11 protein-coding genes are annotated in these 13068 nt (G+C 62.3%); 8 read left to right on the top strand and 3 right to left on the bottom strand.

The genetic code is table 11. From position 1 onward, the window contains the following. Positions 1-3: 3 nt before the first annotated feature. Genes HME9302_RS06305 through HME9302_RS06270 form a run of 8 tightly spaced genes read left to right on the top strand, consistent with a single transcriptional unit; the run spans position 4 to position 10577 of the window. Positions 4-1068, top strand: coding sequence for a P-loop NTPase family protein (locus HME9302_RS06305; RefSeq protein WP_115366315.1), 1065 nt, complete (start codon positions 4-6; stop codon positions 1066-1068). Between the two features lie 4 nt (positions 1069-1072). Continuing rightward, positions 1073-2728: a preprotein translocase subunit YajC gene (locus tag HME9302_RS06300; protein WP_115367528.1), complete on the top strand. Its 1656-nt coding sequence runs from the start codon at positions 1073-1075 to the stop codon at positions 2726-2728. 14 nt (positions 2729-2742) lie between these two features. Then, positions 2743-3882 carry an XrtA/PEP-CTERM system-associated ATPase gene (locus tag HME9302_RS06295; protein ID WP_115366314.1) on the top strand — a complete coding sequence of 380 codons (1140 nt, stop codon included), beginning with the start codon at positions 2743-2745 and terminating at the stop codon, positions 3880-3882. A 22-nt stretch (positions 3883-3904) separates the two neighbouring features. Next, on the top strand, positions 3905-4801 hold the full coding sequence (locus HME9302_RS06290; protein WP_115366313.1) for an XrtA system polysaccharide deacetylase: 897 nt from the start codon (positions 3905-3907) through the stop codon (positions 4799-4801). Beyond that, a complete protein-coding gene (locus HME9302_RS06285) occupies positions 4798-5862 on the top strand; it encodes a FemAB family XrtA/PEP-CTERM system-associated protein (protein ID WP_115366312.1) in 1065 nt (354 codons plus the stop codon). Before HME9302_RS06290 ends, HME9302_RS06285 begins: the two co-directional genes overlap by 4 nt. 5 nt (positions 5863-5867) lie before the next feature. Next, positions 5868-7118, top strand: coding sequence for a TIGR03087 family PEP-CTERM/XrtA system glycosyltransferase (locus tag HME9302_RS06280; protein WP_115367527.1), 1251 nt, complete (start codon positions 5868-5870; stop codon positions 7116-7118). After that, positions 7108-8670, top strand: a complete 1563-nt coding sequence (xrtA, locus tag HME9302_RS06275) for an exosortase A (RefSeq protein WP_115366311.1) — start codon at positions 7108-7110, stop codon at positions 8668-8670. The genes HME9302_RS06280 and xrtA overlap by 11 nt, the downstream gene beginning before the upstream one ends. 11 nt (positions 8671-8681) lie before the next feature. Next, the gene (locus HME9302_RS06270) at positions 8682-10577 is read left to right on the top strand and encodes an XrtA/PEP-CTERM system amidotransferase (protein ID WP_115366310.1); all 1896 of its coding nucleotides are present in this window, start codon (positions 8682-8684) and stop codon (positions 10575-10577) included. Positions 10578-10597: 20 nt separating this feature from the next. On the opposite strand, the gene zapE is transcribed toward HME9302_RS06270, so the two are convergent. The 3 genes from zapE to HME9302_RS06255 are packed head-to-tail and all read right to left on the bottom strand — an operon-like array spanning position 10598 to position 12994. Continuing rightward, positions 10598-11722 carry a cell division protein ZapE gene (gene zapE, locus HME9302_RS06265; protein WP_181815704.1) on the bottom strand — a complete coding sequence of 375 codons (1125 nt, stop codon included), beginning with the start codon at positions 11720-11722 and terminating at the stop codon, positions 10598-10600. Next, on the bottom strand, positions 11719-12198 hold the full coding sequence (locus tag HME9302_RS06260) for a PaaI family thioesterase (RefSeq protein WP_230079894.1): 480 nt from the start codon (positions 12196-12198) through the stop codon (positions 11719-11721). Before HME9302_RS06260 ends, zapE begins: the two co-directional genes overlap by 4 nt. 13 nt (positions 12199-12211) lie before the next feature. Next, the gene (locus HME9302_RS06255; protein WP_115366309.1) at positions 12212-12994 is read right to left on the bottom strand and encodes a succinate dehydrogenase iron-sulfur subunit; all 783 of its coding nucleotides are present in this window, start codon (positions 12992-12994) and stop codon (positions 12212-12214) included. Positions 12995-13068 lie beyond the last annotated feature (74 nt).

The raw sequence follows: 13068 nt of genomic DNA, 5'->3' as shown, positions 1-13068 counted from the left end.
GGCATGACCGAACACACCAAGATCCCGCTCCCCGGCGAACCTGCCGGAAAAGATGACAACTCGCTGCTGGAAAAAGCCAGTGGAGCCTTTGGGCTGGGCAACTTCAAAGCCGCCCCGATGCCCGAAACTTTGGACGAGCGCCGTATGAAGCGTGCCCGTCCCGTCCGTAAAACGGCGGGCGAAGCTGCGGCGCCGACGACCGGGCAGACCACTGCCGAGCCGGTGGCAGCGCCCGCTGATTTCGTATCCCCGGATATGACCGGTTTTTCTGTTCCGGCCACCGTTCCGATGCAAGAGATGGTTGCTGAACCACCTGCTGACGGTTCGCGCAGGGTTGTGTTCCAGGGTGTCCAGCACGCCATCGATACCGGGCGGCTTGCGGAAAAAGGCATGATCTTGCCCGGTACCGGACCCAGCGGCTTGCTGGAGGAATTTCGCATTGTGAAGCGCCAGCTGATCGGTGCAGCGCGGGAACGCGGTACGGACGCGTCGCGCCGGATCATGGTGACTTCGCCGTTACCGGGTGAGGGCAAGACCTATTGCGCGACCAATCTGGCCATCGCGATGGCTGCGGAACGCGATGGCGAAGTGCTGCTGGTGGACGCCGATTTCGGCAATCCGTCGATCGTCGACCTGCTGGGTCTTCCCGCGGGGCCGGGGCTGATGGATGCGCTGTCCAACGAAAGTGTCGCTGTCGAAGACTTCGTGTTGGGGACGGACATTCCCGGTTTGTGGGTGCTGCCCGCCGGTACGCGCACGGGTGCCGACGCGGAATACCTCGCCAGCACGCGTACTGCCGATGTGCTGGACCGACTGACGGCAGGTGCCGACCGGCGCATGGTGATTTTCGACACGCCGCCCGCGCTGGCCGCTTCGCCAGCGGCGGAACTCGCCAAGCATGTCGGCCAGACAGTGCTGGTCGCGCGCGCCGATACCACCGGACAAAATGCGCTGGAGGATGCGGTGCAGCTCCTTGCCGCCTGTCCCGATCTCAAACTTCTGCTCAATGCTTCGAGCTTCAGCCCAAGCGGTCGCCGCTTCGGATCCTATTATGGGTATGGGGAATAACATCATGAAAACGCAAGTTTTCACTACTTTGACCGCCATCGTGGCCCTCTCTTGCGCCATGCCGGTGGCCGCGCAGGACGCGGCGCCACCGCAGCGCGATGACAATCGTTCGGCAGGCGCAGGCTCGGGCCGGGTCGAAGTCACGCCTTACATCGAGGCGAGCCAGGTTTTGCTGGCCGAGATCTCGCCGGGAGACGAGGTGGTAACCTATTCCCAGCTTGCCGCAGGGGTCGAGGCCAGCATCCAGGGGCGTAACAACGCCGCTTCCGTCTCGCTACGCTACGAGCGCAACATCGGTTGGGACGATGATGTGGCCGATAGTGATTCCATCAGCGGCGTGGCGCGCGGATACACGACCATCACGCCCGGCTTGACGATCGAGGCAGGCGCGCTTGCCGCCCGCACGCAAGTGGACGGCAATGGCGGCACCACGCTGAACGCACTGGACACGCGCACCGACAGCGAAAGTACTATCTACAGCGCCTATGCCGGTCCAACACTGGTCACGCGCGCAGGCGATGTTGCGATCGATGCCAATTACCGCTTCGGCTACAACGCCGTGGACGCGCCCGATGCGCTGATTGCGACACCGGGCGCAGCGCCGGTCGATGTGTTCGACGATTCCACTGTGCATTCCGCCAATATCCACGCCGGCATCGCACCGAACGAACCCTTGCCCGTGGGGCTCGGTGTGGGGGCAGGGTTCTTCCAGGAGGATGTGTCCAACCTCGATCAGCGTGTGCGCGATGCGTATGTGCGGGGCGACGTGACCGTGCCGGTCGGACCCGACCTCGCACTGGTGGCGGGTGTCGGATATGAAAATGTGGAGATATCGGGCCGCGACGCGGTACGCGATGCAAACGGCGTGCCGGTAGTCGGGGCCGACGGACGTCTGGTCACGGACAACAGCGAACCGCGCCAGATCGCATTCGAAACGGACGGTCTGATCTGGGATGCCGGCGTCGTATGGCGGCCAAGCCGCCGCACTGCGCTGGAGGCCCATGTCGGCAAGCGGTACGACAGCACATCCTATTACGGCAGCTTCGCCTGGGCCCCGTCCAGCCGCAGCTCGCTGAATGTAAGCGTATATGACAGCGTCAGCGGTTTCGGCGGTCAGTTCAATCAGGCGATTGCCAACCTGCCGACCGATTTCGAGGCCAATCGCAATCTGCTGACCGGGGACCTGACCGGATGCGTCGCCAGCCTGGAAGGCAGCGCCTGCTTCGGCAATGCGTTCAATTCGGTGCGCAGTTCCACCTTCCGCGGCCGGGGTGTGGTGGCCAGCTATGCCCGGCAGATCGGACGGTTCAGCACCGGCATCGGGGCAGGGTACGACCGGCGCAAATTCATCGCGGCACCCGGCACCATCCTGGCCTCGGCCAATGGCGTAGTGGACGAAAGCTATTTCCTGACCAGCTATTTCAGCGGCCAGTTGGATGCGCGCTCCAGCTTCTCCGTCAATGCCTATGCCAACTGGCTGAACTCCGGCTTCGACGGCGGCGATACCACGGTGTTGGGCGCATCAGCCGCGTATAGCCGCAACCTGCTGGCGGGCTTGTCTGCCCGCGCCGCAGTTGGTGTCGATTATCTCGATACCGATGCGGCAGGCGACGATCTGACCACCGCTTCCGCCCTGTTCGGCCTGCGCTACGATTTCTGATTGGGGAATATTCGATGTTCGATGATTTCTATGGCCTGACCGGCCGACCGTTCCAGCTGACGCCGGACCCGCAATTCTATTTCGAAAGCAGCACGCATAAAAAGGCGCTGTCCTATCTCGGCTATGGTCTGGCGCAGGGCGAAGGCTTCATCGTGATTACGGGCGAAGTCGGCGCGGGTAAATCCACGCTGGTCGCGCATCTGGTGAATAAGATAGATCCGGAGCAAATGACCGTCGCGCAAATCGTGACCAGCCGCCTCGATGGCGAGGAAATGGTCCATATCGCCGCGCAAAGCTTCGGGCTGGATATCGAGGGGCATGACAAGGCCAGCGCCTTGGGCGCAATCGAGGATTTTCTGCACGAGGAAGCCCGCGCCGGTCGCCGCTGCCTTATGGTTGTGGACGAATCGCAGAATCTCAGCGTGGATGCGCTGGAGGAATTGCGGATGCTGTCGAACTTCCAACTGGGATCGCATCCGCTGCTGCAGGTGCTGCTGCTGGGTCAGCCCGAATTCCGGGCGACCCTGGCCGAGCACAAGGACCTGGAGCAGCTGCGCCAACGTGTCATCGCTAGCCACCATCTCGCCGCGATGGAATCCGCCGAACTGGAACCGTATGTGCGCCACCGGCTGGAATGCGTCGGATGGGAGGGCAATCCCGCTTTCGACCAGCGCGTATTTGCTGACATGTACGAGGCGACCAGCGGCATTCCGCGCAAGGTCAACCAAGTGGCGACCCGCCTGCTCCTGCTGGGCGCAGTGGAACAGCGCAGCCGAATTGACGGAGCAATGCTCGCGTCCGTGTTGAAGGAAATGCAGGGCGATAGCGCATTTCCTAAAGCAACTGCCGCACCTGTCGAGGAACCTGCCCAAATCGCGACGGTACCTTTTGCTGCACCTAAACCAGCATCCGAGCCCGAACTCGCACAGGAAGCGCCGCAGTCCGCTGTATTTCAGGGCGAACAGGACGACCGCGACGACCGCATTGCCGAACTCGAACAGGCTATCGAAGCCTTGCAGGCGAGTGACGCAAGCATGTCTACCCGTTATTCCGAGTTGGAACAGCAGATGGCGGATCAGGACCGTGCCGTGCGCGATGTGCTGACCATGTTGATTGAGTACGTCGAAGGCGAGACCGCACGCAAGGCGGCCTGATCCGCGCGTAGGGTCCACAAGCATGATCGAGAAACCCATCCAGCAGTTCGAAGCGGCCCCAGTCGTCAATGGCTTGTCCGTCGATGTGGAGGACTGGTTTCAGGTCGGGGCGTTCGAGGACGTTATCGACCGCGACGACTGGGACGGATTGTCCCTTCGGGTGGAAGACAACGTCGCACGTATTCTCGACCTGTTTGCAGAAGCCGACGTAAAGGCCACCTTTTTCACGCTCGGCTGGGTCGCCAAGCGTCACGGCGCCCTGATCCGCCGGATTGCCGATGCCGGGCACGAGATCGCCAGCCACGGATTCGACCATGCGCGGGTGTTCAACTTCACGCGCCAGGAATTTGGTGCCGATATTGCCAAGGCCCGCCAGATCCTCGAGGATGCTTCCGGCACCTCGATCACCGGCTACCGCGCGCCCAGCTTCAGCATCGATGGGCGGACCCCGTGGGCCTATGTCGAACTGGCGGAGCAGGGTTACGCCTATTCGTCCAGCGTCGCGCCCGTTGCTCACGACCATTACGGCTGGCGCGAGGCGCCGCGTTTTGCATTCAAGCCGCTACCTTGGGCGGACCTCGTCGAAATCCCGGTCACGACTGCGATGTTCGGCGGGAAACGGCTGGCGGCTGGTGGCGGCGGCTTTTTTCGCGTCTTGCCCTACGCCTTTTCACGCTGGGCCATTCGCCAGGTCAACCGCACCGACGGGCGGCCCGCCATATTTTACTTCCACCCGTGGGAGATCGATCCGCAACAGCCCCGCGTGGAAGGTGCACCGCTGAAATCGCGGCTGCGGCACTACACCAACCTCCACAAGATGGCGCCCAAGCTACGTGAGCTAGTACACGAGTTCGCGTGGGGCCGGATGGACATGCTGGCACATATCGAAGCCCGCCGTGCCGTGGATCTGGCCGCTTGAACGCGCCGTTCCCCTTGTGCCGCGAACGGGTAACGGTCGCCGATTTGCGCGATCCGGGGGAGGTCGCGCGGATCGAAGGGTTCGTGGCAACAATGGGCGGCAGCGTGTTCCACCGCCCGGCCTGGCTGCTGGCGACGGCGGAAGGCACCGGCCAGACCGCCACTGGGATAATTGCCGAGAAAGGCGGGCAATTGACCGGCTGGCTCTCGTTGACCCTGGTCCATTCGCCGATATTCGGACGCGCGCTGGTTTCCAGCGGGTTTGCGGTGGGCGGCGGCATTCTCGCCGAAAGCAGCCGCGCCGCGCGGAAGCTAGCCGAAAGCGCCACCGAACTCGCCGTCCGCTACAGCTGCGACAGCGTTGAATTGCGCGGCGGCGATTGTCCCGAAGGCTGGGAGCCAATCACCGGCAAGCACTCAGGATTTGCCAAACAGCTCGAAGCCAATGACGATGCCGAACTGGCAGCCGTTCCGCGCAAGCACCGCGCCGAAATTCGCAAAGGGCTGAAAGCCGATCTGGATGTCAGTTTCGGCACTGACCAAGCGCACCGCAGCGCCTTTTACGCGACCTATGCCGCCAGCGTGCACAACCTTGGTACGCCGGTATTCCCGCGCAGCCTGTTCGACGCCGTTCTCGATCGGTTGGGAGAGGGGGCCGACATCGTGGTCGCGCGTCACAAGGGAGAGCCGGTTTCCGCGGTGCTCAATCTGTACCACCGCGGAACCGTGATGCCGTTCTGGGGGGGCGGTACCTTTGCCGCACGCGGACTGCGTGCAAACGAACGGGTTTATTACGAGTTGATGAGCCATGCGCGCGCGCGCGGCTGCACGCGGTTCGATTTCGGACGCTCCAAAACGGATAGCGGTCCGTATAATTACAAAAAGAACTGGGGCTTCGAGCCAGAGCCGCTGGAATATGCTAGCTGGAGCGCGCCGGGTGCGCCTGTGCGCAATATCGATCCCACCGATGCGACCTATGCGCGCAAGATCGATTTGTGGAAGCGTTTGCCATTGCCGGTCGCGAACCGCCTCGGCCCGCTGATCGCGCGCGGTCTGGCATGAGCGGAATGGCAACCGCAGATCATGATGGCGAGATACTGTTCCTGGCCCATCGTATCCCGTTTCCACCTGATCGCGGGGACAAAATCCGGTCGCATCACTTGCTGAAGGCTCTAGCGCAAATCGCGCCGGTCCATGTCGGCACATTTGGTGAGACCGCAGCCGACATGGCCGCGAAAGCCGAATTGGCCGAGATTGCCGCTTCGCACCGCCTGCTTGAACGCCGCAAACCGCTTAGCTTGGCCGGTGTCGAGGCGATCGCAACCGGGAAGCCGGTCAGCCTGACTGCCTTTCACGCACACGCCATGCGCGATTGGATCGAGCAGGTTCTGACCGAACGCAATATCGGCACGATCTTCGTGTTCTCCGGCCAGATGGGGCAGTATATACCGGACGACTTTACGGGCCGTGTGGTAGTCGATTTGTGCGACGTCGATAGTGCCAAGTTCGAGGCCTATGGCGCGCAGATCACCGGACCGCGCAGCGTGATCGACCGGCGCGAAGGGAAGCTGCTCGCAATCGAGGAAGAGCGTATCGCCAACCGCGCCGATACGACGCTGCTGATTACGGACACCGAGGCGCAGTTGTTTCGCTCACGGCTGACCGACAGCGAAACGCCCGACATACGCACCATCCGCAACGGCATCGATGCGGCTCTGTTCGATCCTGCAAAGGTTGTCGCCCATACCGGTCTCATGTCCGGCGATCCGCATATCGTCTTCACTGGGCAGATGGATTATCCGCCCAATGTCGCAGCCGCTCTGCGGGTAATGGACCGCATCCTTCCACCCATTCGCGCGCGCCACCCCGATGCAACCTTTCACGTGGTGGGCCGTGCACCGGTCGAGGAGCTGACCGTGCGCAATGGCAAGGACGGCATCTGCGTCTGGGGCGAAGTGCCGGACGTAAAGCCGTTTTTGAAAGCAGCCGATATCGTCATCGCGCCGCTGGAGATTGCACGCGGCATCCAGAACAAGGTGCTGGAAGCGATGGCCATGGCGCGGCCCGTGCTCCTCAGCACCGAAGCTGCAACCGGCATCGATGCGACCGACGGCGCGCACTTCGCGGTTGGGTCGGATGATTTGAGGCTCGTCGAGCTGGCGCTTCGTTTGCTCGATAATCCCGCGCTGGCCCACTCGATGGGCGAGGCGGCGCGTGATTACGTATTGGCGCAGCAGAGCTGGCCAGCGATACTTGCGCCACTGGCGGACATCGTTTGCGGTACGCGCGCGCAGCGGCAGAGCGCCCTTGTCGCCTGACTTCATTCTCGGACCCATCCGCGACGGGAGCTGGCAGTCGCACATCGCGGCGGATTGGCGGCGGCCATTGGCCCGTCTGGCGCTGCTGTCGCTGGGCATCATGGTGCTGACCGCACGCGACTGGGCGGCGATGGCGGATCAGTGGTGGAATATCTCCACCTACAACCATGTGTTGTTCGTGCCTTTTATCGTCGGGTGGTTGATCTGGGAGCGCCGCGCGGCGTTGGCTTCGTTCAAACCGAAAGGATGGTGGCCGGGTCTGGTTTTGCTGGGGTGCGGTCTATTCGGATGGCTGCTCGGCACGATGGCGGGCGTCAATACCGTCAGCCAGTTGGGCGCGGTGCTGGCTTTGCAGGCAGGCGCGCTGGCGTTATTGGGCCCGCGCATAGGCTGGGCGTTGCTGTTCCCGCTCGTTTATTTGCTGTTCCTGGTGCCCTTCGGCGACGAACTGGTCCCGGCACTGCAAATGCTGACCGCCAAAATCACGATCGCGTTGACGATGTGGAGCGGCATTCCTGCCTTTATCGACGGCGTTTTCATCGACACGCCAGCGGGCCTGTTCGAAGTTGCGGAGGCCTGCTCGGGGGTTAAATTCCTGGTGGCAATGCTCGCTCTTGGCACGCTGGTCGCGCATAGTTGCTTTACCAGCAGGAAACGCCGCGCGGCATTCATGACGGCTGCTATCATTCTGCCAATCCTTGCCAATGGCGTGCGGGCATGGGGCACGATTTACATCGCGCAATCTCAGGGGATCGAATTTGCCGCCGGGTTCGACCATATCTTTTATGGCTGGGTGTTTTTCGCGCTGGTCGTTGCGGCTTTGCTCGCAGCGAGCTGGCGCTTCTTCGACCGCGATCTGACGGCGGAGCCCGTCGACGCGGCGGCAATCGGGAACAGCACGTACCTTTCCCGTCTTGCGGCATACAGGCTTAATTCCAACGCCGTGCTGCTGGCGTCCGGCGCGTTACTGGTTCTGGTTGCGGTCTGGTCGGCCTTGTCGGCTCGCCTTGAAGCGCCGCTGCCGCAGCAAATGGCCATGCCGGCTGTGGCAGGCTGGAGCGCGGTTTCGTACGAACCGCAGATAGGCTGGCAACCGCGTGCAGGGGGGGCGGATCATCGGATGATCGCGCGTTATCGCGATCCTGCGGGCCGTGAGGTCGATGTCGCTTTGGCTACCTATGCGGCGCAAGGCGAGGGCCGGGAAGCCGGGTCCTATGGGGAGGGCGCGCTGGTGCCCGGCAGTCAATGGCGTTGGCTGTCTGCTGCACCTTCCAACACCCGTTGGCACGGCGAAATCTTGCTGGCGCGCGGGCAGGTCAAACGCCTCGCTCAGACCAGCTACCGCCGGGGAGATCTTGTCACCGGCAGCGTAGCGAGGCTCAAACTTGCCACACTGCTCGACCGGCTTCGCCTATCCGCCGCACCGGTGCAGACGCTGATCCTGAGTGTCGAGGAACAGCCCGGGCAGGACAGCGCCGCAACGCTATCGGCGTTCCGGACCGCGATGGGCGACGAGGCGCGCTGGATGGACCGCGCTCTCGCCGCACGCTAGGCGCGCAACCCATGTGCGGCATTGCGGGCCTGTTCCATTACGAAAGCGTCAAGCCGGTCGATCCGCGCCGGGTGGAGCGCATGTGCGACGCGTTGGTCCATCGCGGACCGGACGGGTCGGGCGTGTGGACCGCGCCGGGAGTCGGGCTGGGCCATCGCCGCCTGTCGATCATCGACCTCGAAGGCTCGCCGCAGCCGATGGCAAGCGCGGATGGGCGCGCGCAGATCGTCTTCAATGGCGAGATTTACAATTACCGCGAATTGCGACGCGAACTCGGGCAGATGGGCGCAAAATTTCGCACCGATGGAGACACGGAAGTCATCCTCGCAGCATGGCAGCGCTGGGGGCCGGATTGTCTGTCTCGCCTGAACGGGATGTTCGCCTTCGCGCTTTACGATACCGAAAAGCGGGAGCTGTTCCTGGCGCGTGACAGGTTGGGCGTGAAACCGCTATTCACCGCGCGCCTGTCCGACGGCAGTCTGGCCTTTGCGTCTGAATTGAAGGGCTTACTGGCACATCCTCTGTTGCGACGTGAAGTCGACCCGCTGGCGGTGGAGGACTATCTGGCATGGGGTTACGTGCCCGACCATCGCTCGATCCTGAAGGGTGTCGAAAAGTTGGCGGCCGGGCATTATCAGCTGCTGAAGCATGGCGCTCCGCCTGCCGCCCCGGTGCAATATTGGGACGTCAGCTTCGCGGATCGCCATACCGGCAGTGAAGCCGATATGTCCGCCGAATTGCTGCACCATTTGCGCCAAGGCGTCGCCAGCCGGATGGTATCCGACGTGCCGCTTGGCGCGTTCCTGTCGGGTGGGGTGGATAGTTCCAGCGTGGTCGCGCTGATGGCAGAGGGCAGCGCGCAGCCCGCGACGACCTGTTCCATCGGCTTCGATGTGAAGGCGCTCGACGAAACAACCTACGCGCAGCAAGTTGCCGAGCAATTTGGCACGCGTCACCATGCGCGCACGGTCGATCCCGATGATTTTACCGAGATCGACACGCTGGCGGCGATGTTCGACGAACCTTTTGCCGACGCAAGCGCTTTACCGACCTGGCGGGTGGCGCAGCTTGCACGGGAGCATGTCACCGTGGCGCTGTCGGGAGACGGGGCGGATGAGGCGTTTGCCGGATACAGGCGGCAGGTGTTCCATGCTCGCGAAGAACAGGCTCGCAGCATGCTTCCAGCTAAATTGCGCGAACCCGTGTTTGGTGCGCTGGGCCGGTTCTGGCCCAAGGCCGACTGGGCGCCGCGGTTCCTGCGTGCGAAAACGACGTTCCAGTCGCTCGCCCGCAGCGGGGCGGAGGGATATGCGCGCGCTCTGTCCGTGACCGACGAAGCCGGACGCGCGGCGCTTTATACTCCGGACTTTCTTCGTGCGCGCGGCGACTATCGCGCCGAGACGCCGTTTATCGAAATGATGGAAAACGCCCCCGCGCGCAGCGGTCTGGACGCGGCGCAATATGCCGATCTGAAATTCTGGATGCCGGGCGATATCCTGACCAAGGTCGATCGCACCAGTATGGCCGTAAGCCTGGAAGCGCGCGAACCGCTGCTGGATCACCGGCTGATCGAATTTGCCAGCCAAATCCCGGAAAGGCAGCGCATCAAGGGCGCACAGGGCAAATGGCTGATGAAGCATACAATGGAGCGCTACCTGCCAAAGGACATACTGTATCGCCAGAAACAGGGTTTTGTAATGCCGATTACCGAGTGGTTTCGCGGGCCGCTCGCGGGCGAAGCACGCGGCATCGCCAGCAACGCCGTGCTGGCCCGGACAGGGTGGTTCGACACCGGCAGGCTGGGCCGCATTGCAGAGGAGCACATCTCCGGCCGCAACGACCATGGCCGTCTGCTGTGGCAATTGCTCATGCTGGAAAAATCGCTGGTCCGGTTGGGTATCGGATAGCTGGAGAGACGCTACTGGATTCAGTCGGCCCCGTGGCCCAGCGCCAGATATTCCGCGCTTTGCATTTCCATCAGACGGCTCGCAGTACGTTCGAATTCGAAGCTGCCGTCGCCTGAAAGATACAGGTCTTCCGGCTCCGCATCGGCGGTGGCAAACAGCTTCACATGGTTTTCGTAAAGCGCATCGATCAGCGTGACGAAGCGTGCCGCCTCGTTGCGCATGTCGCGGTCCATTTGCGGGATGCCGACGATGATGACGGTATGGTATGCGTGCGCGATGGCGAGATAGTCGGCCGCACCGCGCGGTTCGCCGCATAGCCGTTTGAAGCTGAATACGCCCACGCCCTTAAGGCTTCGTGGGACATGCAGGGTTCGTCCACCGGGCACTGCCAGTTCTTCAGACGGGACGTTGTCAGCATCTTCGGGAGAGTAGTCGGTTAGGCGGAAAAACGCCTCGCGTACCTGCGCTGTCGCCGCATCGCCCAGCGGAGTGTGCCAGGCATCTATTCCGCCCAGCCGCTCCAGCCGGTAATCGACCGGACCGTTGAGCGGCACTACGTCCAGCCTGTTTCCGATAAGTTCGATGAACGGCAGGAAATGTTCCCGGTTGAGGCCGTTCTTGTAGAGATCGTTGGGCGGGCGGTTGCTGGTAGTGACCACCGCAACGCCTTCATCCACGATCAGTGCGCGGAACAGGCGCGACATGATCATCGCATCGGCGCTGTTGTTGATGACCATCTCGTCGAAAGCAAGACAACGAACATTGTCCGCAATACCGGCGGCGACTTCGGGAATGGGGTCGCCCTGTTCCTTCTTGCGCGCTGTGCGCAGGCGATCATGCACTTCTGCCATGAACTCATGGAAATGCGCGCGGCGCTTGGCCTCCAGTGCCAGAGTGCGGTGGAACAGGTCCATAAGCATGGATTTGCCGCGACCCACGCCGCCCCACATATACACGCCTTCAGGAGCCTTGGGAGATTTGCCGAAAAGGCGGGCGACGAACCCTGGTTCGCCCCCCGCAACCAAATCGCGCTGCAATCGGTCAAGCCGCGCCGCAGCGGATGCCTGTTCCGGATCGGGCCGCAACTCGCCCGCCGCGACCAGCCGGTTATATTCGGCGAGCATACCGCCGCTGGCGTCTGTCATGCCTGCTTGCGGGGGGAGAATTTGCGTACGATCCCGGAGAACGCGGCAACGCGGTCGTTGTCCTGTTCGACAGTGCCGCGAATGAAGACAAGCTTGCCCGTTTCGCGCATCACTTCGCTTACCGCATCGAGCGGTCGCGATGGGTCACCAGCTCCGATAAATTGCGTGCTGATTTCCAGCGTTACCGATGGACCCGCATCGCCACTGTCGAGCAGGCGCATCGTGGAGAACAGCGCGATATCGATCAGCGACTGCGTAACCGCTCCGTGAATTGAGCCTTGCAGGTTCTCATGCTTGCGAACCGGAAACATTCGCAACCGTGCAAAGTCCCCCTCGCGCCGGGCGATCAGCCTGCCCAGAACGGCGCGGTTGAAAAGCGTTTCGTCCTTCAGGTTCCAATGGTTCCAACCGGGGTTTTCCGGATCGGGACCGAAATCGAACCCGTCATGCGGCGCGATGACGCCGGTGTCGCTCACGTGCCGGTACCCGTCAGATTTCGCGTTCGACCATCATCTTCTTGGTTTCGGCGATGGCTTTGGCCGGGTTCAACCCCTTGGGGCAGACATTGGCGCAGTTCATGATGGTGTGGCAGCGATAGAGGCGGAACGGGTCTTCCAGATCGTCGAGCCGCTCACCTGTCATCTCGTCGCGGCTGTCAGCCAGCCAGCGATAGGCCTGGAGCAGGATCGCAGGGCCGAGGAACTTGTCGCCGTTCCACCAATATGACGGGCAGGCTGTCGAGCAGCAGGCGCACAGGATGCATTCGTACAATCCGTCCAGCTTCTCGCGTTGTTCGGGCGATTGCAGCCGTTCCTTGCCGCTGGGCGTGGTCGAAACCGTTTGCAACCAAGGGCGGATGGACGCGTATTGCGCGTAAAAATGGGTGAAGTCGGGCACCAGATCCTTGATGACTTCCATGTGCGGCAAGGGCGTGATGCGCACTTCGCCCGGCAAATCCTCGATCGCGGTGGTGCAGGCAAGACCATTCTTGCCGTTCAAATTCATGGAGCAGGAACCGCAAATTCCCTCGCGGCAGGAACGCCGGAACGTCAGCGTAGGGTCGACTTCGCCCTTGATCTTGATCAACGCGTCCAGCACCATCGGCCCGCATTCATCCAGGTCGATTTCGAACTTGTCGTAGCGCGGGTTTTTACCGGTATCGGGATCGTAGCGATAGATCTTGAACGTCTTGCTCCTGCTCGCCCCATCCGCGCGGTGATCGGCACCGTTCCTGGTGATGGTGGAGTTCTTGGGGAGCGTGAAGGTAGCCATGACTTTGGTAATTCCTGCTGGCGGCACAGCCGCTTGTCCCGCCCTATCTAGCGATAATGCCGGTTCGAACAAGG

This window comes from Alteripontixanthobacter maritimus, from assembly GCF_003340475.1.
Lineage (GTDB): Bacteria > Pseudomonadota > Alphaproteobacteria > Sphingomonadales > Sphingomonadaceae > Alteripontixanthobacter > Alteripontixanthobacter maritimus.
This window is presented reverse-complemented; position numbering and strand designations above follow the sequence as displayed.